At 67.7% G+C, this 23,614-nt stretch carries 24 protein-coding genes; 6 read left to right on the top strand and 18 right to left on the bottom strand.

The window, feature by feature from the left end:
- Positions 1 to 7: 7 nt before the first annotated feature.
- From CXY76_RS13880 to CXY76_RS13870, 3 genes are read right to left on the bottom strand one after another with little or no spacing between them, the layout of a single operon-like run.
- A complete protein-coding gene (locus CXY76_RS13880) occupies positions 8 to 943 on the bottom strand; it encodes a carbohydrate ABC transporter permease (RefSeq protein WP_104165474.1) in 936 nt (311 codons plus the stop codon).
- The gene (locus CXY76_RS13875) at positions 940 to 1,896 is read right to left on the bottom strand and encodes a carbohydrate ABC transporter permease (RefSeq protein WP_104165472.1); all 957 of its coding nucleotides are present in this window, start codon (positions 1,894 to 1,896) and stop codon (positions 940 to 942) included. Before CXY76_RS13875 ends, CXY76_RS13880 begins: the two co-directional genes overlap by 4 nt.
- 2 nt (positions 1,897 to 1,898) lie before the next feature.
- On the bottom strand, positions 1,899 to 3,269 hold the full coding sequence (locus CXY76_RS13870; RefSeq protein ID WP_104165469.1) for an ABC transporter substrate-binding protein: 1,371 nt from the start codon (positions 3,267 to 3,269) through the stop codon (positions 1,899 to 1,901).
- A gap of 282 nt (positions 3,270 to 3,551) precedes the next feature.
- Between CXY76_RS13870 and CXY76_RS13865 the strand changes: the two genes are divergently transcribed.
- Together CXY76_RS13865 and CXY76_RS13860 are read left to right on the top strand one after the other, a co-directional pair.
- Positions 3,552 to 4,625 carry a LacI family DNA-binding transcriptional regulator gene (locus tag CXY76_RS13865; protein WP_233199844.1) on the top strand — a complete coding sequence of 358 codons (1,074 nt, stop codon included), beginning with the start codon at positions 3,552 to 3,554 and terminating at the stop codon, positions 4,623 to 4,625.
- Positions 4,626 to 4,728: 103 nt separating this feature from the next.
- Positions 4,729 to 5,910 (top strand): MFS transporter, encoded by a 1,182-nt coding sequence (locus CXY76_RS13860; RefSeq protein ID WP_233199857.1) that lies wholly within the window; start codon positions 4,729 to 4,731, stop codon positions 5,908 to 5,910.
- A 14-nt stretch (positions 5,911 to 5,924) separates the two neighbouring features.
- Here CXY76_RS13860 and CXY76_RS13855 read toward each other — a convergent pair whose 3' ends face one another.
- The 5 genes from CXY76_RS13855 to CXY76_RS13835 form a co-directional block, all read right to left on the bottom strand.
- Entirely contained in the window at positions 5,925 to 6,284 is a 360-nt protein-coding gene (locus tag CXY76_RS13855; protein WP_104165465.1) for an MmcQ/YjbR family DNA-binding protein, read from the bottom strand.
- A gap of 71 nt (positions 6,285 to 6,355) precedes the next feature.
- On the bottom strand, positions 6,356 to 7,354 hold the full coding sequence (locus tag CXY76_RS13850) for an LLM class flavin-dependent oxidoreductase (protein WP_104165462.1): 999 nt from the start codon (positions 7,352 to 7,354) through the stop codon (positions 6,356 to 6,358).
- Between the two features lie 41 nt (positions 7,355 to 7,395).
- Entirely contained in the window at positions 7,396 to 7,857 is a 462-nt protein-coding gene (locus tag CXY76_RS13845; RefSeq protein WP_104165460.1) for an isoprenylcysteine carboxylmethyltransferase family protein, read from the bottom strand.
- Between the two features lie 148 nt (positions 7,858 to 8,005).
- Entirely contained in the window at positions 8,006 to 8,932 is a 927-nt protein-coding gene (locus CXY76_RS19435; protein ID WP_158253910.1) for a hypothetical protein, read from the bottom strand.
- 391 nt (positions 8,933 to 9,323) lie between these two features.
- Positions 9,324 to 9,821 (bottom strand): nitroreductase family deazaflavin-dependent oxidoreductase, encoded by a 498-nt coding sequence (locus CXY76_RS13835; RefSeq protein ID WP_104165458.1) that lies wholly within the window; start codon positions 9,819 to 9,821, stop codon positions 9,324 to 9,326.
- 162 nt (positions 9,822 to 9,983) lie between these two features.
- On the opposite strand from CXY76_RS13835, the gene CXY76_RS13830 reads away from it, so the two are divergent.
- Complete coding sequence (locus CXY76_RS13830; RefSeq protein WP_104165456.1) at positions 9,984 to 11,156, top strand: globin domain-containing protein; 1,173 nt, start codon at positions 9,984 to 9,986, stop codon at positions 11,154 to 11,156.
- 9 nt (positions 11,157 to 11,165) lie between these two features.
- Here the strand turns inward: CXY76_RS13830 and CXY76_RS13825 are convergent, their stop codons facing one another.
- The 5 genes from CXY76_RS13825 to CXY76_RS13810 form a co-directional block, all read right to left on the bottom strand.
- Positions 11,166 to 12,827 carry an alkaline phosphatase D family protein gene (locus CXY76_RS13825; RefSeq protein ID WP_104165454.1) on the bottom strand — a complete coding sequence of 554 codons (1,662 nt, stop codon included), beginning with the start codon at positions 12,825 to 12,827 and terminating at the stop codon, positions 11,166 to 11,168.
- 95 nt (positions 12,828 to 12,922) lie between these two features.
- A complete protein-coding gene (locus CXY76_RS13820) occupies positions 12,923 to 13,573 on the bottom strand; it encodes a PadR family transcriptional regulator (protein ID WP_104165452.1) in 651 nt (216 codons plus the stop codon).
- A 119-nt stretch (positions 13,574 to 13,692) separates the two neighbouring features.
- Positions 13,693 to 13,854 carry a hypothetical protein gene (locus tag CXY76_RS19430; RefSeq protein WP_158253909.1) on the bottom strand — a complete coding sequence of 54 codons (162 nt, stop codon included), beginning with the start codon at positions 13,852 to 13,854 and terminating at the stop codon, positions 13,693 to 13,695.
- 1 nt (position 13,855) lies between these two features.
- Positions 13,856 to 14,302, bottom strand: coding sequence for a DUF6325 family protein (locus tag CXY76_RS13815; RefSeq protein WP_104165450.1), 447 nt, complete (start codon positions 14,300 to 14,302; stop codon positions 13,856 to 13,858).
- A gap of 128 nt (positions 14,303 to 14,430) precedes the next feature.
- On the bottom strand, positions 14,431 to 16,119 hold the full coding sequence (locus CXY76_RS13810; protein ID WP_104165447.1) for a long-chain-fatty-acid--CoA ligase: 1,689 nt from the start codon (positions 16,117 to 16,119) through the stop codon (positions 14,431 to 14,433).
- 191 nt (positions 16,120 to 16,310) lie between these two features.
- Between CXY76_RS13810 and CXY76_RS13805 the strand changes: the two genes are divergently transcribed.
- Positions 16,311 to 17,132: an alpha/beta fold hydrolase gene (locus CXY76_RS13805; RefSeq protein WP_104165445.1), complete on the top strand. Its 822-nt coding sequence runs from the start codon at positions 16,311 to 16,313 to the stop codon at positions 17,130 to 17,132.
- A gap of 10 nt (positions 17,133 to 17,142) precedes the next feature.
- Here the strand turns inward: CXY76_RS13805 and CXY76_RS13800 are convergent, their stop codons facing one another.
- Positions 17,143 to 17,943 (bottom strand): slipin family protein, encoded by an 801-nt coding sequence (locus tag CXY76_RS13800; protein WP_199190310.1) that lies wholly within the window; start codon positions 17,941 to 17,943, stop codon positions 17,143 to 17,145.
- 162 nt (positions 17,944 to 18,105) lie between these two features.
- Here CXY76_RS13800 and CXY76_RS13795 point away from each other — a divergent pair, with 162 nt between their 5' ends.
- On the top strand, positions 18,106 to 19,962 hold the full coding sequence (locus tag CXY76_RS13795; RefSeq protein ID WP_104165442.1) for a DEAD/DEAH box helicase: 1,857 nt from the start codon (positions 18,106 to 18,108) through the stop codon (positions 19,960 to 19,962).
- 165 nt (positions 19,963 to 20,127) lie between these two features.
- Positions 20,128 to 21,150: a TerC family protein gene (locus tag CXY76_RS13790; protein WP_104165440.1), complete on the top strand. Its 1,023-nt coding sequence runs from the start codon at positions 20,128 to 20,130 to the stop codon at positions 21,148 to 21,150.
- Here the strand turns inward: CXY76_RS13790 and CXY76_RS13785 are convergent.
- The 4 genes from CXY76_RS13785 to CXY76_RS13770 form a co-directional block, all read right to left on the bottom strand.
- Entirely contained in the window at positions 21,147 to 21,422 is a 276-nt protein-coding gene (locus tag CXY76_RS13785; RefSeq protein ID WP_104165438.1) for a hypothetical protein, read from the bottom strand. The genes CXY76_RS13790 and CXY76_RS13785 overlap by 4 nt on opposite strands.
- Positions 21,423 to 21,515: 93 nt before the next feature.
- Complete coding sequence (locus tag CXY76_RS13780) at positions 21,516 to 22,076, bottom strand: hypothetical protein (protein ID WP_146073462.1); 561 nt, start codon at positions 22,074 to 22,076, stop codon at positions 21,516 to 21,518.
- Positions 22,073 to 22,663, bottom strand: coding sequence for an RNA polymerase sigma factor (locus tag CXY76_RS13775; RefSeq protein ID WP_104165434.1), 591 nt, complete (start codon positions 22,661 to 22,663; stop codon positions 22,073 to 22,075). The genes CXY76_RS13780 and CXY76_RS13775 overlap by 4 nt, the downstream gene beginning before the upstream one ends.
- Positions 22,664 to 22,863: 200 nt before the next feature.
- The gene (locus CXY76_RS13770; RefSeq protein ID WP_104165432.1) at positions 22,864 to 23,550 is read right to left on the bottom strand and encodes a CoA pyrophosphatase; all 687 of its coding nucleotides are present in this window, start codon (positions 23,548 to 23,550) and stop codon (positions 22,864 to 22,866) included.
- Positions 23,551 to 23,614: the final 64 nt, after the last annotated feature.

The raw sequence follows: 23,614 nt of genomic DNA, 5'->3' as shown, positions 1-23,614 counted from the left end.
TGCCGGGCTATTTGATGCCGGCATGGGTGAATCCCTGGATGAAGTACTTCTGGCAGAAGAGGAACAGCACGACCATGGGCACGGTCGCCAGGGTGGTGCCGGCCATCAGGTAGTGCCACGAGGTGCTGTCCAGTTGCTGGAAGACCGCCAACCCGACCTGGATCACCCGCAGGTCGTCCCTGGTGGTGACCAGCAACGGCCAGAGGAAGTTGTTCCAGCTCTCCTGGAAGGTGAGCAGGGCCACGGTGGCCAGCGCCGGCTTGATCAGCGGTGTGTAGATCTGGGCGTAGATGCGGAACTCGTTCAGGCCGTCGAGCCGTGCGGCCTCTTCGAGTTCGCGGGGCAGCGAGAGATAGAACTGCCGGAACAGGAAGATCGCGGTGGCGCTGAGGCCGCCGGGGATGATGAGTGCCCACCAGGTGTTGAGCCAGCCCGTGCCGCCCTGGCCGAAGATGTCGTTGCCGCCGAAGAGGGGCATGAACTTCACCAGCAGGAACTGCGGCACGATCTTGGTGTACGTGGGGATCATCAGCATCGCGACGAAGCCCATGAACACCCACTCCCGCCCGCGGAACGGGATGCGGGCCAGCGCGTACCCGGCCATCGAGCCCAGCACCAGGGTGATGATGGTGTGACCGGCCGAGATCAGGAAGCTGTTGCGGAAGTACAGGTGGAACGGTGCCGCCTGCAGCGCCTCGCTGTAGTTGCTCCACTGCCAGACCTGCGGCAGCAGGGTGGGCGGGAACTGGGCCAGTTCAGCGGGTGACTTCAGCGATGTTGCGATCATCCAGAGGAACGGGATGACCATGGTGAAGGCGCCGAGGCTGAGGATCACGTTCAGCAGCAGGCGGCCCTTCCACGGCCTCCGCCGCTTGGTGCGCGGCTTCGGTGTCGCCGTCGGGGGCGTGCCCGGCGTGGCCGGGTGCATCCGTGTGGTGCTCATTCGTCATCACCTCGGGTCGCGCGTCGGCTGATCAGGGTCATCACGAGCAGGAAGGCGAACAGGCACACGGACTGCGCCGAGGCGAGGCCCATCTGGAAGTTCTGGAAGGCGGACCGGTAGACCTCGTAGGTCATCATGGTGGTCGCGTTCGCGGGGCCGCCGTCGGTGAGGACGTAGATCTGGTCGAACACCTGGAAGGCTCCGATGATCGAGATGACGAGCACGAAGAAGGTGGCGGGCTTCAGCATCGGCAGTGTGATGGCGAAGAACTTGCGCACCACCGAGGCTCCGTCCACGGATGCCGCTTCGTACAGGCTGTTGTCGACGTTCTGCAGGGCCGCGATATAGATGAGCATCTTGATGCCGATGCCCTGCCAGGCCCCGACGAGGATCACCGCCCAGAGGGACCAGTCCGGGTCGGCCAGCCAGGCCTGCCCGGGAATCCCGATGACCGACAGCGCCGCGTTGAGGAGTCCCTGTTGCGGGTTGTAGATCCACAGCCACACCATGGCGATCGCGACGGTGGCGGTCACCTGCGGCAGGAAGAATGCGGTGCGGTACCAGGTGCGCAGCCAGAGGTTCTGGTTGAGCGCCACGGCGATGACCATGGCGATGGCCATCGACACCGGCACCGTCCAGAAGGTGTAGACGACGGTGTTCCAGGTGGCCAGGCGGAAGGTGGGGTCGTTCCAGATCTGGATGTAGTTGTCGATCCCGATCCAGCGCGGGGCGTCAAAGATGTTGTAGTCGGTCAGGCTCAGGGCGAAGGTCGCGAGCACCGGCAGCGCGGTCCAGAGCCCGATGTGGGCGACGGCGGGCGTCACCATCAGCCAGCCGGCCCGGCTCAGCTTGCGCTGGGACCGTGACCGATCGGGCCGCCGGGGTGCGCTCTGCAGGGCACGGGCCGGTTGTACGAGGCTGGTTGCTGGTGCGTGGCGCGTGGGCGCGCTCATGGTCAACCGCCCATCTTGCCGGCGAATACGTCGGCGAGGTCGTCGAGGGCCTGCTTCGGTGTCTTCTGCGCCAGGAGCGCGGATTCGATGGCCGGCGCGATCTCGCCGCGCAGTCCGAGCCATTCGCTGGGTCCACCCTCACGTTTGGCCACGTCGAGGTTCTCCATCGAGAACTGAACCAGCCGGTTGCCCTGGGCGTACTCGCTGTCGAGCAGTTCGGTGAGGGCCGGGATGTTGCCACGCTGTTCGTTCGCGGCGAGGGCCGGTCCGGGGCTGGCGAGGAATTCAAGCAGGGCCTGGGCGGCTGCCGGGTGCTCGGAGCCCTTCGACATCGTGGCGAGGGTGCCGCCGACGAACATGCCGGGTGCGTCCCCGGGGATGAGGAAGGGTTCCAGTTCGGGCAGCAGTTCGGGGGCGGCCTCCAGGGTCTGGGTCCAGAGGTTGTTGTGCGCGATGCCCATGGCCGCCCGGCCGTTGATCAGGGGGTTGACGGTTTCCTTGGTCGAGGAGTACCCGGTGTCCTCCACCTTGCTGGTGTGGATGAGGTCGACCACGGATTCGAGCGCTTCGACGCCCTCGGCGGAGTTGAACGCCGGCGCCGTGTTGTCGTCGTTGAAGAGCGACCCGCCCGAGGAGAAGAGCATGGTCTCGTACATCTGGCGGGCGTCCAGGGACAGCACATCGAAGCCGGCGCGTTCGAGGGCACCGTTCTCTGAGCGCACGGTCAGGGCCTCGGCCATCTCCACCAGCTCAGCCCAGGTGCTGGGCGGGGCGTCGTAGCCGGCCTCCCGCAACAGGTCCATGCGGGCAACGCCGAAGCGTGCGTCGAGCATGATCGGCACGCCGTAGACGTCGCCCTCCCAGACGCCGGCCTGCACGATCTCCGGGGTGGTCGACTTCTCGAGGTCGGCGACGCTGATGCCCGACTCGCTCAGGTTGGCCAGCACGCCCTTGTCGGCGAAGGCCTCGACCCAGCCGACACCCATCATCATGACGTCGGGCACCAGGCCGGACACGACCCCGGTGGTGAGTTTCTCGTTCAGCCGGGCGAAGTTGGTGTAGTCCACGGTGACGGTCACGTCCGGGTACTGCTCGTAGAACTGCGGCAGCAGTTCATCCTCGAGCAGGCGCTGGCCGGCGGCGCCTTCGTAGATGGGTGTGAGCAGGGTGATGTCGCCGCTGACGGCATCGGAGTCGGCGCCCGCCGACCCGTCCTCGGCGGAGCAGGCCGAGAGGGCCAGAGCCAGGACGGCCGCGGTGCCGAGGCCGGTGTACCGAAGGGCCGCGCGCCGCCCGGCGGAGCGGTGTGGTGTCGAAGCGGGTCTCGTGGACGTCTGACTCGTGGAAGTCTGTCGTGCTGTCCGAAAGTTCATGAGCAATTTCCCTTCACGGGGAGTGAATTAGTTGGTGGCGACGCTGCCGCAAACTCAGACGTCTTCGTCGTCGTCGTACCGCGATTGGGGGCCATGCTCGTGGCGCCGGCCCAACAATCTGGTGTAACGATTTACTGACCATAACTGGCGCATTTCGATTCGTCAAGCATTCCTCAACGTGACAATGCGGGGCATGCCGCCCGGCCGGGTCGGGTACCGGTTACGGCATTGCCATCCCGTTGGTAGATCGTTACACTGCTGAAATCCCCCACTCTTCGACCCATGCCACGTGAACGGACAATGATGGAGAAGGTCACGATCCAACAGGTCGCCCGGGCCGCCGGTGTTTCGGCGAGCACCGTATCGAACCTGCTGAACGATCGCTCGGAGCGCATGCTGCCCGCCACGAGGGACCGCATCACCGAAGCGATCACTCAGCTGGGCTACCGGCCCAACCGGGCAGCCCGTGAGCTGCGAACGGGCCGCACCCGCACGGTCGGCCTCATCGTGCCGTCCGTGGGCAACCCCTTCTGGGGAGCATTCGCGAGGGAACTCGAGCATGCCGCGCTTGCCGAGGGCTACAACGTTCTGCTGTGCAACAGTGAACGAGATCCGGTCCGTGAGCGTCGCTATGTCGAGGAGCTCTGGGACGACGGAGTGCGCGAGATCGTGCTCTGCACATCGCTGCCGTCCTTGAATCACCTGGCCCACATCGTCGAGCAGGGCCTACGCCTGGTCACGTTCGACCGGCCCACCCAGGCCGACGACCCGTCCACCGTCGTGAGCATCAGCATCAACAACGTTGTGGGCGGCCATCTGGCTGCCTCCCACCTCACGAGCCTCGGCCATCGAAACCTCACGTTCGTCTCCGGCTCGCTCCGTTCGGTCAACCGCACGGGGCGGTATCAGGGGTTCTGCTCTGCCGTCGAGGCCGCCGGCCTCGCCGTAGCGGATATGACCCTGTGGGCCGGAGCCGACGAGGCGCCTTTCGGTGACGTCGAAGCGGCCGATGTGGGCCGCCGAGCCGCCCACGAGATCTTCGCCGCCGGCAACCCGCCTACCGGCGTTGTGGCCATCAACGACATGACCGCCCTCGGTGTCTGCCGGGGCCTGCGCGACCTGGGGCTCCAGGTCGGCCGGGACGTGTCGGTGGTCGGCTTCGACGACATCATCCTCGCCGATCTCTACGACCCGCCGCTCACGACGGTGCGCCAGCCGATCGGCCAGATGGCCCAGCTGGCCATCGCCGAGATCGTCTCGCACCACGGTCTCGCCGACGGTGAGCCGGGCCGGTCGGTGCTGTTGCGACCGGAACTCATCGTGCGTGGATCGACGGCGGCACCGCCTGTCGACTAGCACCCCACCTCCCCCGCCACCCGGCCGACGCCGGTGGGGAATCACCCTGGATTCCCTCACCGTCCCCAACTTCAGGTTGTTCACGATCTCCAACGTGATCGCCATGACCGCCACCTGGATGCAGCGCATCGCCCAGGGTTGGCTGGTGCTGCAGTTGACCGACAGTGTCGCTGCGGTGGGCGTGACCGTGGCCATGCAGTTCACCCCGATGCTCCTCTTCGGCCTCCTCGGCGGGGTCGTCGTCGACCGCTATTCCAAACGGATGCTGCTGATGATCACGCAGTCCGCCGCATCCGTGCTCAGTCTCACCCTCGCCGTGCTCACCCTGAGCGATGTCGTCGAGGTTTGGCAGGTGTGGGTGATCGCCTTCGTGCTCGGGCTCGTCACCGTCATCGACAACCCCACCCGGCAGGTCTTCGTCAACGAAATGGTGGGACCGCAGTTCCTGCGGAACGCCATCACCGTCAACTCTTCGGCATTCCAGCTGGGTGGACTCGTGGGCCCGGCGATCAGCGGCCTGCTGATCGTGGCCGTCGGCGCGGGCTGGTCCTTCGCCATCAACGGGATCGCCTGCCTACTCACCGTGCTCGCGCTTGTACTCCTGGACACCTCGGCGCTCCATCGAAAGCCGCCGACGCCACGTAGCAAGGGACAGTTGCGCGAGGGGCTCCGTTACGTCGCGTCGACGCCCACCATTCTCTGGTCGTTGGTGATGATGTCGTTCCTGTCGGTGTTCGCCCTCAACATGCCCGTGCTGCTCGTCGCGTTCGCCGGCGACATCTTCGCTGCCGGCGCGGGCGGCTATGGCCTGTTCAACTCCCTGGTGGCGGTGGGCGCGCTGGTCGGTGCGCTGGCATCGACGCGCCGGGTCACCATCCGGCTGCGCACGGTCATCTTCTGCGGCGGCCTGTGGGCGCTCATCCAGGCCTCACTCGGGATCATGCCCACCCAGCTGGCCTTCGGGGCCGTGCTGGTGGCCTCCGGCATGGCCAATCAGTTCTTCTTCATGGCCTGCAACCCGCTCGTGCAACTGTCGTCGAACCTGCGAATCCGCGGCAGGGTGATGTCGGTCTACGTGCTGGTTCTGCTGGGCGGGCAGGCTCTCGGCAGCCCGCTGATGGGGTGGCTGATCGAACATTTCGGCGCGCACACCGGCATGCTGGTGTCCGGCCTCGTTCCGGCGGCAGCGGCCGTCACGATCGCGATCGTGCTCGCCAGACGCCATCAATTGAGATGGGATTGGCGAGGCGGACATCCCGGCCGCTGGCGGATCAGGCGGCGGTGATGGTCTGGCGGTGATTACCCAGCGGTTCCCCGCGGCGCCCGGGGCACCTTCGGCCGCACGAGCGCGTGGCTGTCGCGCAGCAGCTGCTCCACGAGCTCGTTCTCCACGCCCCCGTCGAGCACGATGGTGATCCAATGCTTCTTGTTGAGGTGGTAGCCGGGGGTGATGTGCCCGGGGAATTCCTCCCGCAGCGCGCGCCCTTCTTCGGGGTCGCATTTCAGCGAGACCGTGAGTGGGTCACCGGCCAGGGCACTCAGGGCGAAGATCTTGCCGTTGCCGCTGGTCTTGAACACGCTGGTCTCCTCGCCGAACGGAAACGTCTCGGTGGCCTGGGGCAGGCTGAGGCAGAACTCCACGAGGGCATCCGGGGTCATCACAAGGCTCTCCTGCCATATCCGTGGGTGGCTTCAGTGTGCCTGCAATGCACGAACCGCACCAGGTCGGCTTAGGCCGGAACGCCGATCATGGCCCCGGCGGTCAGCTCCACGGAGCGCAGCCGGTCACCGATCTGCTGCGACGCGTGCGCGAGGATCAGCTCGTCGGCCTGGGTGGATGCGGTCAGGTCGTCGAGGAAGGTGCGCACGTCCACCGGAGTGCCCACGGCCGTGTACCGCATCATGTCGGCCAGGCGGCGCCCCTCGGTGGTGGTGAGGAAGGCATCGATCTGGTCGTCGGAGTACTCCGGCGACGCCGGTCCGCGGGCGATCATGCTGCGCACCCTGGAGCGACGCATGATCTCGAACTGCTGCCCGGCATCCGCCGCGTCGTCGGCCGCGATCACGTTGGCGGCCACCATCAGGTAGGGCTCGGCGAGCTGCGCCGACGGCCTGAAGTCGCGCCGGTAGGTGGCGACGGCCTCAAACAGGGAGTCGGGTGCGAAGTGCGACGCGAACGCGTACGGCAGGCCGAGCGCGGCCGCGAGGCCGGCGCCGAAGAGGGAAGAGCCCAGGATGTACAGGGGAACGTTGGTGCCGGCTCCCGGCACCGCCCGCACACCGGGGATGATCGATTCGCCCTGCAGGTACGCGGCCAGTTCCATCACGTCCTGGGGAAACTGGTCGGAAGCGCGCGGGTCGCGGCGCATCGCCCTCGCGGTGGTCTGGTCGCTGCCGGGAGCCCGGCCCAGGCCCAGGTCGATGCGGCCGGGGTACAGCTCCGCGAGGGTGCCGTACTGCTCGGCGATGGTGAGCGGCGAGTGGTTGGGCAGCATCACGCCGCCGGATCCGAGCCGGATGGTGGAGGTCTGGGAGGCGATGTGGCCGACGAGCACGCTGGTGGCCGACGACGCGATCGTGGGCATGTTGTGGTGCTCGGCGTACCAGACCCGCTCATACCCGTGCTTTTCGGCGGTCTGGGCGAGCGCGACACTGGCGGCGAAGCTTTCCCTGACGGTCTGCCCGGGGGCGATGGGGGCGAGGTCGAGTATGGAGAGCGGTGTCGTCATGTGTGGGGTAACGGTTTTCGGGGGCGAATCGATACCCGCATTCACCGAATCCGACCGACACCCGGCAGAAACCGGCCGACCCTGGCCGCGTAGTCCGAGTACGCGGGATGCTCCTGGACGAGCATTTGCTCCTCCCAGCGGGTCTTTCCGGCCAGGAGCCCGATCAGCGCCACCCACACCACGACGTGCATGAGGGAGGAGCCGATCAGGACCAGTCCCAGCCCTCCCGACATCAGCCCCGTGTAGATGGGGTTGCGCACCACGGCGTAGACCCCGTTGGTGGCCAGCGGGGCGTCATCGCGCGGTATCGGGCTGGCCGTCATGGCGGGGCCGAGAGTTGTGGATCCCTGCACGGCGAGAGCCACCCCTACCGCGATGAGCGCGATGGCGGTGGCGACGACAAAGCCGTTCACAGGCCACACTGTGCCGTGCGGCAGGACAAGAAGACCTATCAGCAGCAGGATCTGCACCAAGACGAGGCCGGAGGCGAACGCACGTTTCATGCCCCGAGAGTACGCCCGCCGAACCGTGCTGGGCAGGGCTCCCGGCGTGATCCGCCCGCATGAAAAACGGCCCGCGGGCCAGGTGCAGGGAGCAGAGCTCCCTCAACCTGGCCCACGGGCCGGTCAGGTGGCGAAAGTGCCTGGTCGGTTAGTACCAGCCCACAGACTCGGACTTGGCCCAGGCCGCGCACGGCGTGCCGTACGAGCCCGAGATGTAGCCCAGGCCCCAGGAGATCTGCGTGGAGGCGTTCGTCGCCCAGTCCGACCCGGCCGTGGCCATCTTGCTGCCGGGCAGCGCCTGCGGAATACCGGTGGCACCGCTCGAGGCGTTGTACGCGTTCACGTTCCAGCCGGACTCCTTGTCCCACAGGCTCACGAGGCAACCGAACTGGTCGGCACCCCAGCCGTACTTGGCGGCCATCATGTCGCGGGCGACAGCCTGAGCGCCGCTCGGGTTGGAGGGCGCCGACGGGGCCGGAGCGGTGCTGGCCTTCGGGGCAGCCTTAGCTGCCTGCGCAGCCTGGGCAGCCTCTGCGGCGGCAGCGGCCTCCGCCTCGGCGGCCTCCTGGGCTGCCGCCGCAGCCTCGGCGGCCGCAGCAGCGGCAGCCGCCTCTGCGGCGGCCTGCTCGGCGGCGACGCGGTCGAACTCGGCTGTTGCGGCCTGCAGCGGCGGGAGCTCTTCGTTGGTTTGGCTGACGAGCTCGTAGATACGCTCCGGTGCCAGGTACTTGTGGTTATTGAGCATCGCGACGGGAGTGCTCACCGGCGTGGCGTCGGCCTTGTTCACGGCCGCGGTGATCACGGGTGTCGCACCGGCGATGGTGTCGGTGGCCGCCTTCTCAGCGCGGGCCTGCTTGATCTCGCTGTAGGCCTCGAGCTGCTCCGTGTGCGCGGCCGAGACGGCCGCGGTTTTCTCCGCGCGATCGTTCTGGGCGGCCATCGCCGGCTCCAGCACGAATCCTGTTCCGACCATCGCTCCGATGGAAAGCACCGCGAGCGCGGCGGCTGAGCGGCGGGTGACGCGGGTGCGATGGTTCTTCGACGCGCGGGTCTCAAGGGGCGCTGCGGGGATCACGGCTGTAGCGGATGTCTCGGGTGTTGCTGGAGTGCTGGAGTTCGGGGTAGTCACAGTTCTGTATGTCTCTCACTGAGCGAATCGCCTGTACGAGTGCGCATAGCGGTTCTTATTCGACGTTCCACAGGCGGGGGCCCGCCCGGGCGAAGTCACTACCCTGCAATATGTTTCTGCATGGATCCTCACCTTTTACCGGGAAGGTCCCCTTAATCCGTGTGCCCCTGTTGCATCCCGAATGGAGAACTGGATCACTTCTCGAGGGCCGGTGAGGCTACGATTCGACCCTCCCCAAGTGGGTCAATCCAGCGGATATGGCACCTCGCCGCATCCCCAAAACCTGTTGAATGTTTTTTTACAACCCCTTGAAAAAACAGCCGCGAGGTGGTTCAGATCACAGCTCGCTGGGAGAAACCGGCCGCAGGAGGAACAGTCGCACCACCCGTCCGGAGTCGCGCTCGTAGGCGCGGTAGCCCGGCCATACCGCTTCGATGCGGTGCCAGGCCGCGTCGCGGGACTCGGGGCCGATGAGGGTGGCCCGCACGTGCAGCCGGCGACCGCGCACCACAATGTCGGCCTCCGGATGCGCAAGCAGGTTGTGCGTCCAGGCCGGATGGCGTTCGCGGGCAAAGCTCGTGCCGGCCACGATCGCCCGGCCGCGCCCGTCTGGTGTGTACATCAGTGCCGACTCGCGCGGCAGGCCGGATTTGGCGCCGGTGGAGTGCAACACGAGCGAAGGAACGAGCAGCGCGCTCAGCTGTACTCGTCCGCCGCTGAGCCGGTGCAGAACGCGTTCGATCGGCGGCAAGACCGACGGCGCGAGGACCCTGAATAGTCGGGTGCGGGTGAGCGGGGCGGCGAGCGAGCGAACCAGGTGCACGACGGTGGCCATGCGGCCAGTCTGGACCCGTTGCTCCGGAGCCGCTGGCGGTCCGCTTCCGGTATCGGCCGTCGGCGTCACTAGAGGCTTTAGCCTCCCCCGCACGGGGGTGGCGGTTGCTACCGTGAGACTCCCCGTCCACCCGTACTACTCCCCCACACACCAGGAGCCGGCATGCTGTCCCCCCAGTCCCACCCCCTCATCGAAGCCACGCTCCCCCTGGTCGGTGAACGGCTGCCCGCCATCGCCAACGGGTTCTACGCCCGCATGTTCACCGCGCATCCCGAACTCTTCGACGGCCTGTTCAGCCGCTCGAACCAGAAGAGCGGCGTGCAGCAGCAGGCCCTCGCGGGCAGCATCGCCGCGTTCGCCGCGCATCTCGTGAAAGACCCCACCAGCGCGCCGGAGATCATGCTCTCCCGCATCGCGCACAAGCACGTCTCCCTCGGCATCCTGCCCGAGCAGTACGACGTGGTGTACAAGTACCTCTTCGAGTCCATCGCCGCCGAGCTCAGCGACGTCATCACGGCCGAGATCGCGGCTGCCTGGACCGAGGTCTACTGGCTGATGGCGCACGCCCTGATCAAGCAGGAGACCGGCCTGTACGCCGCCGCGGCCAGCGACAAGCCGCTCGCGCCGTGGACGGTCACGCACCGGGAGCCCGCCGGCAGCGACGCCGTGACGTTCACCCTCGTGCCGTACGATGACACCCCGCCGTCCGCGTCCCGGCCCGGCCAGTACGTGGGAGTGACGGTGCGGATGCCCGATGGGATCCACCAGGTGCGGCAGTACTCCCTCTCGGCCGGCACCGATACCGCGACCCGGGTGTTCACGGTGAAGCTGGACAACGACGGGGAGGTATCCCCCGTCTTGCACCGCGAGGTGCAGGTCGGCGACCAGCTGACCCTCTCCAACCCCTGCGGCGACATCACCCTGAGCACGGGCGACGGACCTCTCGTGCTGGCGTCGGCCGGCATCGGCTGCACCCCGCTGGCGTCGATCCTGCGCTCGCTGGTCGAGACCGGGTCGGAGCGGAAGGTGCTGGTGCTGCACGCCGAGAGCACCATCGAGCGCTGGGCGCTGCGCGAGCAGATGCGCGCCGACGTCGCCATCCTGGAAACGGCCGAACTGGAGCTCTGGCTCGAGGCTCCGAGCGCCCAGGACAGCGCGCATGACGGTTTCATGTCACTGGATTCCGTGACGATCCCCGACGACGCGTCGGTGTACCTGTGCGGGCCGCTGCCGTTCATGCGGGCGATGCGCGCACAGGCGCTGGCATCCGGGGTCCCGGCCGCCCGCATCCACTACGAGGTCTTCGGTCCCGACCTCTGGCTCGCGAGCGCGTAGAGCCAATTCTCAGCGGCGCGGCGCCACGGTGATGACAGCGATTTCCTTCACCCGGGGCCGCGCCCGGCCATCGCCTCGAACGATCCCGGTGATCCAGCGGAACCGCAGCCCCGCCGGCGTCACCGAGACGCTGGCGAGGCAGTTCTCGAACCACGGACCGCGGAGCCCCCGCCACCGCAGCGGCGACGCGGGCACCCCGGCCGAGCGGGCAAGCAGTTCGCTGAGACGGTTTGCAATGGCATAGGACAGCACGGCCGAAAATGACCGGAGCGGCAGGGCCAACGGGTTGCGGATCGGCGAACAGACGGCCTGGATGATGCGGCTGCCCGAGCTGCGCTCCACCTCGGCGACATAGGAGTAGTGCACGTCACCGGAGAGAAAGGTGATGGTGTCCGGGGCCGGGCCACGTTTGCCGTCGGCCACCTCGGTGGCCATCTGCGCCACCCGGCGAAAGCTCGACTGGAAGGCAGCCCAGTGTTCGAGATCGAGGGCCTGGCGGAGCTTCTCGCTGACGGCGGCCATCGGCCGGCCCCAGGCGCCCTCGGCTGTCGCCTCATTCCAGGCCTCCAGGTGGTGCAGGCCCGTCGGCAGTAGGAAGGGCAACGAGGTGCCGACCAGCAGATGGCGGAAGCCGCCGCGCATCCGTTGGTCGAGCCAGCCGGATTCGGCATCGTCGATCAGGGCCCGGTCTTCGGGGTCGAGCCTCCGTGCGACGCGGGAATCGATCACGATCAGCCGGCTGTCGCCATGGTCCCGGCAGTAGCTCCAGCGATAGCTGGCCGGCTCGGCGTCGGCACGCTCGACGAAAGCGTCGAGTGCGTCACTGAGGTCAAGCTCGGCGTCGCCGTCATGGCCGGCGATGAGCCGCCAGATCACATCGGCTGCCAGCTCGGCGGGCGACAGGTTGCCCAGATGCTGGTACACCCAATACGAGGCCAGCCCGGCGACCAGCCGCCCGCGCCACCAGGTGGTTTGCTCCATCTCACGCTTCCAACTGAGCGATGCGTTCCAGTCGTCACGAATATCGTGGTCGTCGAAAATCATCGCGGTGGGCACCGTCGACAGCAACCACCGATTCGCCGGGTCGGACCAGGCCAGGCCGTAGAGGTGCGCATACTCCTCGAAGTCGGCCAACTCCTCGCCTGGGGGCTCGTTGAGGTCCCGCCGGGCACGAATGAACTCCTGCATCTGCTCGCTCGTCGTGTCGGCGTAGACCTGGTCGCCCAGGAAGAGCACGAGGTCGGGCCAGGAGAATCGGCCGGGCTGCGCCGCCATCTGCAGGGCGTAGCTGCGCAGGGCGTCCACACCGTGGGTGCGGTTGCCTGTCGCGTCGTGCGGCACGCTGGTGCGGCACGAGCCGAACGCCAGTTGCAAGGCTGCTCCGGGCGTGAGCGTGCTGATGACGGATGCCGGAAATCGCGACGGCGCCGGCGGCCAGGCCTGTAGACCGTCGACGTCGACCGCGTAGGGGGTGGTCGTGCCCGGTGCCAGCCCGTCGACCTGCACCAGCGCGTAGTGATGCGCGTGCACGGCGAAGGTGTGCGCCGACCAGGTTCTGGCGCCGGCCCGCACCGTGACCCGCGCGGCCCGCGCGGTCTCGACCCAGACACTGGCGGAGTCGGTATCGACGTACCGCAGCATCGGACCGAGGATCAGCGCCGAGGCGGTCATGGCTGCGGGGTGGCGCTGTCTGCTGGGCTCGTGGACATGCCGCCATTCTGGCCCGGTCGCCGACCGGGCGCAGGGAATGTCCGCGCCCGAACGGTTCAGTCGGCGAGGATCAGGTACAGCGCGCGGCGTACCTCGTCGAGTTTCTCGGTGGCGGCGGCACGCTGGGCGTCGGTCGCCGAGGAGCGGAACTGGTGCACAACGCCGAAAAGCTTGCCGACACTCTCGTGGAAGGCGGTGTCGGCGTCGGACTGCCCTGGAGTGGCTTCCCACGCCTTCTTGAGGTCGTCGGCGTGCTCGGCCAGGTAGGCCCGGCCGGATTCGGTGAGTTCGTAGTCCGTTCGGCGTTCGGTGCCGGTCGGCGAAATGAGCTCCTCGTCGACGAGCTGCTGCAGGGTCGGGTAGATGGAGCCGGGACTGGGACGCCAGGCGCCGCCGGTCTTCTCCTCGATGGCCCGGATGAGTCCGTAGCCGTTGGAGGGGCCGTCGGCCAGCAGCGAGAGGATCGCGGAACGAACGTCGCCCTTGTTGGCGCGACGTGAGCCGCGGGGACCGCCGGGGCCGAATCCCGGGCCGAAACCGCCGAAGCCGGGCCCAATGGGACCGCCGGGACCGAATCCCCGGCCGAAACCACGACCGTGACCCTGGGGCGAGTCGTGGTGGGCACGGCTCATCCCCGGGCCGCAATCAGGGGCGCCGAATTCAGGGGCGCCGGACTCTGGATGGTGTGTGTGGTGAAAGCGCTTCATGATCGCATTCGTCCTTTCACGAGGTCGTGCGTCGCTGGTCTTGCGAGCACGCGTCGCGGAACTTCCACGACACTCAACGATATATCGCTGAGTGTCATGGAGTCAAGGAACTCAGCGGATCAACGGCGGTCGTCCCTGTCGTCGCGCCGGTCGTCCCGCCGGTCTCCGCGGCGGCGAACTCCGTGGGCGACGACGGCCGCCGTGCCCACTGTGGCGGCGGTGCGGGCCACGGGGGCCCCGATCACTCCGGGTCGACCGACCCGTCTGCGTGCGAGAGGCATCTCAGGCTCCTTCAGTGTCATCGGCTTCAATTGCGGCGAACAGAGCCTGCACCGGGATACGGCCGCTGGCCACCAGCTGACCGCCGGCGTGCCGCACCGACGCGCCGAACGGAGCGGCCCAGAGGTTCTCCCAGACCAGGAGCGCTGCGGTGCTTCCGGGCTCGATGGCCTCGGCCGCGGAGATCACGTCGTCCTCGCTGAGGAGGGTGGCCAGTTCGGTCTCGAAGGCCCGCAGCTCCCCGAGTTCGCCGTCTTCGAGATCCGAGAGTTCGGCGATTTCCAGGACGCCGTCGGCGTCTTTCTTGAGGATCAGCAGGTCCAGGATCTTCACCAGGCCCCGGTCAACGAGCTTCGTGAGCTCCGGGGCGATCGAGCCGTTGAAGGTGCTGCCCGGAAACTCCACGACGATCCAATCGACCGGCCCGAGTTCGTCGATGCTCTCAGTCATATTGCACTCCACTTCGCTCGATGATGCGAACGATGGGCACGCAGGTGCGCCGTCGTCTCCGGCTGCCGGAGGTCTCAGTGTCCAGCCCTCCGGCAGCGCTCGCGTCACCCGCGACGGGTGAAGGTGGTTCAGAGGGTCGGCAGCACCCGCTCGCGTACCTTGCGGCGGAGGACCTTGCCGAGCATCGTGCGGGGGGTGTCGGTGATCTGCACGATCCGGCGGGGAATCTTGTAGGCGGCCAGGTGCTCCCGGCAGTGGTCCTGCAGGGCCTTCTCGTCCAGCGTCGCGCCGGGTTCGAGCTCGACCGCGGCGACGACCATTTCGCCGCCTCGCTCCAGCGGCTTGCCGAACACGGCGGCATCCGTCACCGAGGCGTGCAGTCGCAGCACGGTCTCCACCTCGGTGGGCGCCACGTTGAAGCCACCGGTGATGATCAGGTCCTTGGCCCGGTCGACGATGGTGGAGAAGCCGTCCTCGTCCACGGTGACGATGTCACCGGTGCGCAGCCAGCCGTCGGGAGTGAGGGTCTTGGCGGTCTCCTCAGGGTTGTTCCAGTAGCCCTGGAACACCTGCGGGCCCTTGAGCAGCAGCTCTCCCGGCTGTCCCTTCTCCACCTCGGTTGTCGGGTCATCGGGGTCGGTGACCTTCATCAGGGTCGACGAGAACGGGATGCCGACGGTGCCGGGGCGGCGGGTCGGGTAGAACGGATTACCCATCGCCACCGGGGACGCCTCGGTCATGCCGAAGCCCTCCACGAGCAGTCCGCCGGACACCGATTCCCACAGCTCCACCACGTGGTCGGGCAGGTTCATCGCCCCCGAGATGCAGAACTTGCAGGAGCGCAACGAGATGCCGCGTTCCTTCGCGGCGAGCGCGGTGCGCTCGTAGATCGGCGGCACTGCGCAGTACACCGTGGCCGGGGTCTTCTTCATCGTGTCCAGCACGGTTTTCGGATCGAACTTGGGGAACAGCACGATCAGGGCCTGCTTGTGGATGCCGTAGGTCAGGTACAGCGTGAGGCCGAAGGAGTGGAACATCGGCAGGATCGCGTAGAAGACCTCCTTGCGGTACTCGGCGCCATGCATCCAGGCCTCGCCCTGCAGCGCATTGCAGTGCAGGTTGTAATGGGTGAGCATGGCACCCTTGGGCCGGCCGGTGGTGCCGGAGGTGTACTGGATGGCCGCGAGGTCGTGCATTGCCGGACGCGGGTGGGTCGGGTCTACCCGTCCATGGCTGAACAGGTCCTTCCACGGGGTCGTGCCGGCCGCCGAGCCGGTCAGCGCCGCGCGGGACTCGCGCAGGCTCTTCACGGGAAGGTACAGGGCCAACCGCTTGACGGTCGGGAACGCCTGCAGCAGGTTGACCGAGACGATGTGGTCGATCTCGATGTCGGCCGGGAACGCGCGTACCGTCGGGGCGACCTTGTCCCAGGCGATCACGATGCGGGCCTGGTGGTCTTCGAACTGGTGCCGCAGCTCCGGTGAGGTGTAAAGCGGGTTGTGCTCAACGACCACGCCGCCCAGGCGCAGAACGGCGTAGAACGCCACGACGTGTTGCGGGCAGTTCGGCAGGATCAACGCGACCCTGTCGCCGGCGCGCACCCCGAGCAGGCGCAGCCCCTCGGCCGCCTTGTCGATCTGGGCGCCGAGCTCGGCGTAGCTGGTGCGGCGCCCGAAGAACTCCAGCGCCGGCGCGTCACCGGCCTCCGCGACCGCGTGCTCGAGCATCTCGACGAGTGAGGTGGTGGGGTAGTCAATTTCTGCGGGCACCCCCGGCTGGTAGTGCTTAACCCAGGGCTGTTGCTCAGTAATGGCCATGCAGCCATACTCCCGCGAACAGCTCCCGTGCGGGGGCACAACACGGCACCGGGTGGAGCACGTCTGTGCAGACCCCGCAGATCATCCGGCGCAAGCGGTTGACCGCTCCCCTCACCCGGTGGCACGGTGTGAGCGAGCAGCTGCGCCGTCGCAGGCCATTCCGACCCCGCCGAGATTTCGAAGGAGACACCATGCCCACAGTCAGGTCGCGCGATGGCACCACCATCGCCTTCGACAGTCTCGGCACCGGCCCAGCCCTGATCCTGGTCGACGGCGCCACCTGTTACCGCGACGCCGGGCCGATGCGCCCCCTGGCCGCGCTGATGGCCGACAGCTTCACCGTGTACGTCTACGATCGCCGCGGCCGCGGCGCCAGCAGCGACACCATGCCGTTCGCGGTAGACCGGGAGATCGACGACATCGCAGCGTTGATCCAGCTGGCCGGCGGCACCGCGGCCCTCTTCGGCATGTCAAGTGGCGGAGCCCTGGTCATCGCTGCCGCGGCCCAGCTCGACGGGTCGGTCAGCGAGCTGGCCGTCTACGAGGTGCCGGTGAGCATTGACCTGGATCCCGTCGTCACCGCATACTCCCGGAATCTGGCCGCGGCGCTGGCCTCAGGACACCGCGGTGACGCCATGGCCCTCTTCCTGGCCCGGGTGGGCATGCCGGCCGAGCAGATCTCGGGGATGCGGCAGACGCCGATGTGGGCCGGATTCGAGGCGATCGCGCCCACCCTCGCGTACGACGATGCGGTTCTCGGCGACGGGTTGCTCCCCTACGACCGGATTGAAGCCATCCAGGTTCCCGCGGTGGTGCTGAGCGGCGAATTCGCACCGGAGTCCATCCGTGAGTCAGCCCGGGCCCTGGCCACCGCACTGCCGAACGGAAGACACGTCGAGCTGCCCGGCCAGTCCCACGATGTGGACATCGCCGTTCTCGCCGCCGCCCTGCACCGGAGCCTGCACTCGGGCGCACCGGCATCGGGCACCGCGGCCAGCGCGGTCGACGACTGACGGTCCGGGCTCAGTCCGTGTCGGCGGCGGATGCGGCCGCGTTCCGGGACTCCCGGGCCAGGAAGGCGCCGAGTTCGCTGATGGTGCTCATCAGCGGGGCGGGGAACACGACGATGGTGTTCCTGTCGACGCCGATCTCCACGAGTGTCTGCAGGTTGCGCAGTTGCAGAGCGATCGGATGCGCCAACATGATGTCCGCCGCCTGGCCGAGTGTCGCGGCGGCCAACTGCTCACCCTCGGCGTTGATGATCTTGGCCCGCTTCTCCCGCTCGGCCTCGGCCTGCTTGGCCATCGACCGCTTCATGGTGTCCGGCAACATGATGTCCTTGAGCTCGACAAGGGTCACCTCCACCCCCCAGCCGAGGGTTTGGGCATCCAGGATCTCCCGCACGCTCACATTGAGCACCTGGGTATTGGTCAGGGTCTCGTCGAGGGCGTGCTGACCGACCACCTTGCGAAGAGTGGTCTGGGCGATCTGTTCAATCGCGCTCCGCACGTTCTCGATCTCCACGACCGACTTCACCGAATCGATCACCCGGTAGTAGGCCACCGCCGAGACCCCGACACTGACGTTGTCCCGGGTGATGATGCCCTGCGATTCGATGGGCAGGGTCACGATGCGCAGGGAGACCCGGTGCATGACGTCGATGAACGGGATGATGAGATGCAGGCCCGGCTTCAACGTGCCGACCAGCCGGCCGAAGCGCAGCAACACGCCCTGCTCGTATTGCGTCACCACTCGGATCGACAACGCCGCCAGCACGATCAGCAGGATCACCGCGAGTGCCAGCAGCACCCAGAACGCCACCATCAGGAGCACCTTCCACAGAACGGGGATACCTCAGTCACATCCACCGTCTAGGGTCATTTTGCGCCTGTCCGGACCCTTCCACCAGTGCCGGCAGCCGGCCCGTATCCGGCCGATTTGGTGCTCCCGAACTGGGTGAGCACTTCGACCGGCTACCGTAGTACTATGACGCCTCCTGATTCAACTGCACCGACCGAGGCAGCCACTGCCCCTCCGACCATCACGTTCTCCGAGCTTGGGCTCAGTGACTCCGTTCTCAAGGCCCTCAAAGATGTCGGCTACGAGACCCCGTCGGCCATCCAGGCTGCCACCATTCCCCCGCTCCTCGACGGCCGCGACGTCGTCGGACTCGCCCAGACCGGCACCGGCAAGACGGCAGCGTTCGCGCTGCCGATCCTCTCCCGCCTCGACATGTCCCAGAAGAGCCCCCAGGCCCTGGTGCTCGCCCCCACCCGCGAACTCGCCCTGCAGGTCTGTGAGGCCTTTGAGAAGTACGCCTCCCACATGAAGGGTGTGCACGTGCTGCCCGTCTACGGCGGGCAGGGCTACGGCATCCAGCTGTCTGCGCTGCGCCGTGGCGTGCACGTTGTCGTCGGTACTCCCGGCCGCATCATGGACCACCTCGAAAAGGGCACCCTCGACCTCACCCAGCTCAAGTACCTGGTGCTCGACGAGGCCGACGAGATGCTCAAGATGGGCTTCGCCGAAGACGTCGAGACGATCCTCGCCGACACCCCGGACGACAAGCAGGTGGCCCTGTTCTCCGCCACCATGCCCGCTGCGATCCGTCGCATCTCCAAGCAGTACCTCAACGACCCCGAAGAGATCACGGTCAAGAACAAGACCACGACCTCGGTGAACACCACCCAGCGCTACCTGCTGGTCTCGTACCCGCAGAAGGTCGATGCGCTCACCCGCATCCTCGAGGTGGAGAACTTCGAGGGCATGATCGTCTTCACCCGCACCAAGAACGAGACCGAGACGCTCGCCGAGAAGCTGCGTGCCCGCGGCTACTCCGCCACCGCCATCAACGGCGACGTGCCCCAGGTGCAGCGTGAGCGCACCGTGGAGCAGCTCAAGAGCGGCAAGCTGGACATTCTCGTCGCCACGGATGTCGCCGCGCGCGGCCTCGACGTGGAGCGCATCAGCCACGTCATCAACTACGACATCCCGATCGACACCGAGTCCTACGTGCACCGCATCGGCCGCACCGGCCGCGCGGGCCGCAGCGGCGCCGCGATCAGCTTCGTCACCCCGCGTGAGCGTCACCTGCTCAACGCCATCGAGCGCGCCACCCGCCAGCCGTTGACCCAGATGCAGCTGCCGAGCGTCGAAGACGTCAACGTGACCCGGCTCGCCCGGTTCGACGACGCGATCACCGCCGCGCTGGAGGAGACCGCGCGCATCGCCGCGTTCCGCGACATCGTGGGCCACTACGTTGAGCACCACGATGTGCCGGAGGCCGACGTGGCCGCCGCCCTCGCCGTGGTCGCCCAGGGTGAGACCCCGCTGCTGCTCAACGCCGACGACGTGCGCGCCGCAGCTCGGTTCGACCGTGAGCGCACCGAGCACCGCGACCGTGACCGGCCCGCGCGCAACGACCGTCGGGACGACCGCGGCAGCCGCGACGACCGCGGTAGCCGCGATGACCGGGGCAGCCGCGACGACCGTCCGCTGCGCAGCGAACGGCCCGAACGCCGCTCGCGCGACAGCAGCCGGGCCATGGCCTCGTACCGCATCGAGGTCGGCAAGCGCCACAAGGTGGAACCGCGCCAGATCGTCGGCGCCCTCGCCAACGAGGGTGGCCTGAGCCGGGAAGACTTCGGCGCGATCCAGATCCTGCCCGACTACTCCCTGGTGGACCTGCCCGCCGACCTGACCGGCGACGTGCTGGGCCGTCTCTCGGCGACCCGGATCAGCGGCAAGCTCATCGAGATCCACGCCGACAACGGCGCCTCGGCCGGCCGCAACGACCGTCCGCAGCAGGGCGACCGTTCGGAGCGCCCGCCGCGCCGCTACTAGCGGTCTAGCCTCGCTGGTTGAGCTTGTCGAAACCTCACGGTCTCGACAAGCTCGACCAGCGGATGGGGCTGTTCCCCGAGTCGGCCCTTAGCGTGTTCGTGAGCAATGCTTTAGTCTGGGACGTGCACGGGGAGCACCGAGCGATCCCCGGTCCTGGAGCCCTCCTTGAACATCACTCCCCTGACCTGGATCATCACCATCGGCGTGACGATCGCATTCTTTGCCTACGAGTTCTTCGCGCACGTGCGCAAGCCGCACGAGCCCACGGTGGCCGAATCCGCCCGCTGGTCGGTGTTCTACATCAGCCTCGCACTGCTGTTCGGCGTCGGCATCGGCCTGGTATCGGGCTGGCGGTACGGCGGCGAGTACTTCGCCGGCTACCTCACCGAGAAGGCGCTGTCGATCGACAACCTCTTTGTGTTCCTCATCGTGATGGCCGCGTTCTCGGTGCCCAAGGCGTACCAGCAGAAGGTGCTGATGTTCGGCATCATCATCGCCCTGATCATGCGCGGCGCGTTCATCGCCGTGGGTGCGGCCCTGATCGAGAACTTCTCCTGGGTGTTCTATCTCTTCGGCGCGCTGCTGTTCGTGCTGGCGTACATGCAGGTGCGCGGCCATGAGAGCAACCCCGCCGACAACCTCTTCGTGCGCCTGGCCCGCCGGGTGTTGCCCGTCACCGAGGAGTACGACCGCGACAAGCTCACCACCAAGATCAACGGCAAGCGCTACGTCACCCCGATGCTGCTCACCATCATCGCGATCGGCTTCATCGACCTGGTCTTCGCGATCGACTCGATCCCCGCGATCTACGGACTCACGTCGGAGGCGTACATCGTCTTCACCGCCAACGCCTTCGCTTTGATGGGCCTGCGCCAGCTGTTCTTCCTCATCGGCGGACTGCTCGAGCGCCTGGTCTACCTGTCCCAGGGCCTCGCCGTGATCCTCGCCTTCATCGGCGTCAAGCTCGTCTTCCACGCCCTGCACGTCAATGAGGTGCCGTTCATCAACGGCGGCGAACCGGTGCTGTGGGTGCCCGAGATCCCGATCTGGTTCTCGCTGGTGTTCATCGCGGCCACGGTCACCGTGGCAACCATTGCGAGCCTGGCCAAGACCCGCGGGGACGCCGCCAAGGCCGACCGCGCCCAGGTCGACGGCGAGCCCACCACCAAGGCCGGGGACTCGAACTAGCCGAGCAGGATCGCCTCGAGGTTGTCCACGCTCACGCTGTGGTAGTCGCTGTACGCCTGGGGAACCTCGATCACCGTCGTCCACGGGATGCTGGGTTCGTTGCAACCGGCATGGCCCGCGGGAATGATGACCTCGCTGACGATCTCCAGGCTGCCGGTCGGCGCATCGTGCCGGTACTGCGTCGGCCTCGAGGCACAGCCAGACCCGAAGATCACCAGCGTGAGCTCGTTCGGGCCCGGAAAGTAGCAGTCGTCGGGCGTGCCCGCCGCCATGGCGGCCTCGGTGCAATCCGACTCGGCGGGCGGTATCGCGGTGACGACGGCCCGCTCAAGTCGGCAGCGTCGCTGCCCCGGCCCGGGAGCGCCTCACGGGGTCAACCCGGCCGGGTCGAGGTATCCGAGCACGGTAGCGCCGTCGGCGAGATAGATCGGCACTCGACTGTCGCCGCCCGCTGATTCGGCGGCATCGGCGGTGGCGCCGAGGAGAGCGAGCTTCGCCGCCTGGAGATCGCTGCGGTAGGCGTACCCGGTCTCGCCGTTGAGCTCGAGCACCGCCGTAAGCTCGTCAGCATCGGGCTCGGTGCCGCCGGGATCTGTGTCCGCCGATGCGGCGAAGCCCGGGCTCGCGGCGCTCTGACCGGGCAGCTCACCGATCGGGCCCTCCGCGAGCTCGGGCCCACTGGAATCCTGGGCGACGACAGTGTCTGACCACCGGTCGTAGGCGACCACCGAGCCGGCTCCGACACCGCCGGCGAACAGGAGTGCCGCGGTCGCGGCCAGCGCGAAAGCCGTGCGGGAGAGCCGTGCGGCGCGGGGCCGCGGGGTTGCAGATACCGTTCGGAGGAGCAGGGCCCGGATCTCGGCGCTGCGACCCGGGTCCATCTCGGGGTGGTCAGTGCGTTCCGGCGGCAGGTCGGGGGTCATCACAGGCTCCATCCTTCTCGCACGTCCGGTGCGCTCTGCAGCATCAGCTCGGCCATCCGGTTCTTGGCCCGGTACAGCCGGGACTTCACCGTGCCGACCGGGATCCGCAGCGCCAGGGCCGCCTCGGCCGTGGTCAGCTCCTCCAGAACGCAGAGTGTGAGGATGTCCTGGTCGCGGGCGCTCAGCTGCGCGAAGATCTCCCGCACGCCCGGGGCCTTGCGGTCGCGGTCCAGCTCGGCACCCAGCTCATCCGACGGGTCCGGATGCGAGCGTTCGGGCGAGAGCTTCGACAGGGCCAGGCGGTAGCGCCGGGCCGAGCGAGCCTGGTTGCGGCAGACGTTGTTGGTGGTCACGAGCAGCCAGCCGATCACCGAACCGTTCACGACCCGCACCCGGCGCCGGTGGCGCCAGAGCTCGAGGAACACGATCGCCGTGGCGTCTTCGGCGTCATGCCGCGAGGCGAGCGCGCGCAGGGCGTGACCGAAGACCCGGTCACGATGCTCGTCGAAGAGCTCCCCGAACGCCCCCGCATCCCCCTCGACGGCGCGCCCCCACACCTCGTACTCGTTGGTCCCCCGGGCGGCCGTCATACCTAATAATGTCCACAGCCCGCGATTGGTTCCATCCGGCCGGATAACGTTCCGACCTCGCCCTTCCCCGCCCGCAGGCCGTCACTACACCCCCTGTGGCCGAGCGCGCCCGCTATAGCGGGCGCGGTGGGCCACACGAGGTGCGCCGAGCACCCCTAAGCCCCCGAGAGCACCGCCGAGCACCACGGCACAAGCGCCCGCTATCGGCCGGGCTGCACGAGGCGATCGTGGTCCCACGGCTCGGCCCAGCCGAGTTCGTCGAACATGCGTGAGAGCACAATCGCGGTGAAGCCCCAGACGAGCCGCCCGCCCACGGTGAACGCCGGCGCCCGGTAGACGGTGCCGCCGACGGTGTGCTCGGTGTTGGCCCGGTTGGCCGGGTCGAGCAGATCCGCCACGGGCACCCTGAAGACGTCCACGGTTTCGGCGTGGTCCATCGCGGCCACCTGGGAGGGTCGGGTCCACCAGGCCGGCACCGGGGTGACGAGATGGTTGCTCACCGGCACCGGCATCGCGGGCAGTGTGCCGAGCGGTTCGAGGCCGGCGACATCCAACCCGGTTTCTTCGACGGCCTCCCGTAGCGCCGCCGCGATCGGGCCCGCATCGGATGCTTCGAGCCGGCCGCCCGGAAAGGCGATCTGACCCGGGTGACTGCCCAGGGTGGAGGCACGGCGCAGCAGCAGAACGTCGAGGTCCCGCGGAACCCGGACCGGCCCGGCCGGCGCCTCGGCCGGCACCGCGTCGAGCACACCGAACAGCACGAGAACCGCGGCCCGGCGAGCGCTGCGCATATCGGGGAGGTCACGGCTTCGGCCGGTCCCCCAGTCCAGCCCACGCTCGCAGAGTGCCGTGAGCTCGGCGCGCGGGTCGTTCGAGACAACGAGCATGCTTCCACCATACGCAGCCCGGTCGACGTTGACAGTGCTGCCATCGGGGGCAACTGTGGTGCAG

Source organism: Cryobacterium sp. N22 (assembly GCF_002929555.1).
Lineage (GTDB): Bacteria > Actinomycetota > Actinomycetes > Actinomycetales > Microbacteriaceae > Cryobacterium.
This window is presented reverse-complemented; position numbering and strand designations above follow the sequence as displayed.

Bases quoted from the DNA above. Each gene is read 5' to 3' on its own strand.
- CXY76_RS13880 (WP_104165474.1), bottom strand. From the start codon at position 943: ATGAGCACCACACGGATGCACCCGGCCACGCCGGGCACGCCCCCGACG.
- CXY76_RS13855 (WP_104165465.1), bottom strand. From the start codon at position 6,284: ATGACCCCGGATGCCCTCGTGGAGTTCTGCCTCAGCCTGCCCCAGGCC.
- CXY76_RS13815 (WP_104165450.1), bottom strand. From the start codon at position 14,302: ATGACTGAGAGCATCGACGAACTCGGGCCGGTCGATTGGATCGTCGTG.
- CXY76_RS13820 (WP_104165452.1), bottom strand. From the start codon at position 13,573: ATGAAGCGCTTTCACCACACACACCATCCAGAGTCCGGCGCCCCTGAA.
- CXY76_RS19430 (WP_158253909.1), bottom strand. From the start codon at position 13,854: ATGCCTCTCGCACGCAGACGGGTCGGTCGACCCGGAGTGATCGGGGCC.
- CXY76_RS13875 (WP_104165472.1), bottom strand. From the start codon at position 1,896: ATGAGCGCGCCCACGCGCCACGCACCAGCAACCAGCCTCGTACAACCG.
- CXY76_RS13850 (WP_104165462.1), bottom strand. From the start codon at position 7,354: ATGACGACACCGCTCTCCATACTCGACCTCGCCCCCATCGCCCCCGGG.
- CXY76_RS13785 (WP_104165438.1), bottom strand. From the start codon at position 21,422: ATGGCGGCGGGCACGCCCGACGACTGCTACTTTCCGGGCCCGAACGAG.
- CXY76_RS13805 (WP_104165445.1), top strand. From the start codon at position 16,311: ATGCCCACAGTCAGGTCGCGCGATGGCACCACCATCGCCTTCGACAGT.
- CXY76_RS13870 (WP_104165469.1), bottom strand. From the start codon at position 3,269: ATGAACTTTCGGACAGCACGACAGACTTCCACGAGTCAGACGTCCACG.
- CXY76_RS13825 (WP_104165454.1), bottom strand. From the start codon at position 12,827: ATGACCGCCTCGGCGCTGATCCTCGGTCCGATGCTGCGGTACGTCGAT.
- CXY76_RS13835 (WP_104165458.1), bottom strand. From the start codon at position 9,821: ATGGCCACCGTCGTGCACCTGGTTCGCTCGCTCGCCGCCCCGCTCACC.
- CXY76_RS13810 (WP_104165447.1), bottom strand. From the start codon at position 16,119: ATGGCCATTACTGAGCAACAGCCCTGGGTTAAGCACTACCAGCCGGGG.
- CXY76_RS13800 (WP_199190310.1), bottom strand. From the start codon at position 17,943: ATGGTGGCGTTCTGGGTGCTGCTGGCACTCGCGGTGATCCTGCTGATC.
- CXY76_RS13830 (WP_104165456.1), top strand. From the start codon at position 9,984: ATGCTGTCCCCCCAGTCCCACCCCCTCATCGAAGCCACGCTCCCCCTG.
- CXY76_RS13795 (WP_104165442.1), top strand. From the start codon at position 18,106: ATGACGCCTCCTGATTCAACTGCACCGACCGAGGCAGCCACTGCCCCT.
- CXY76_RS13770 (WP_104165432.1), bottom strand. From the start codon at position 23,550: ATGCTCGTTGTCTCGAACGACCCGCGCGCCGAGCTCACGGCACTCTGC.
- CXY76_RS13775 (WP_104165434.1), bottom strand. From the start codon at position 22,663: ATGACGGCCGCCCGGGGGACCAACGAGTACGAGGTGTGGGGGCGCGCC.
- CXY76_RS13860 (WP_233199857.1), top strand. From the start codon at position 4,729: ATGACCGCCACCTGGATGCAGCGCATCGCCCAGGGTTGGCTGGTGCTG.
- CXY76_RS13865 (WP_233199844.1), top strand. From the start codon at position 3,552: ATGCCACGTGAACGGACAATGATGGAGAAGGTCACGATCCAACAGGTC.
- CXY76_RS13845 (WP_104165460.1), bottom strand. From the start codon at position 7,857: ATGAAACGTGCGTTCGCCTCCGGCCTCGTCTTGGTGCAGATCCTGCTG.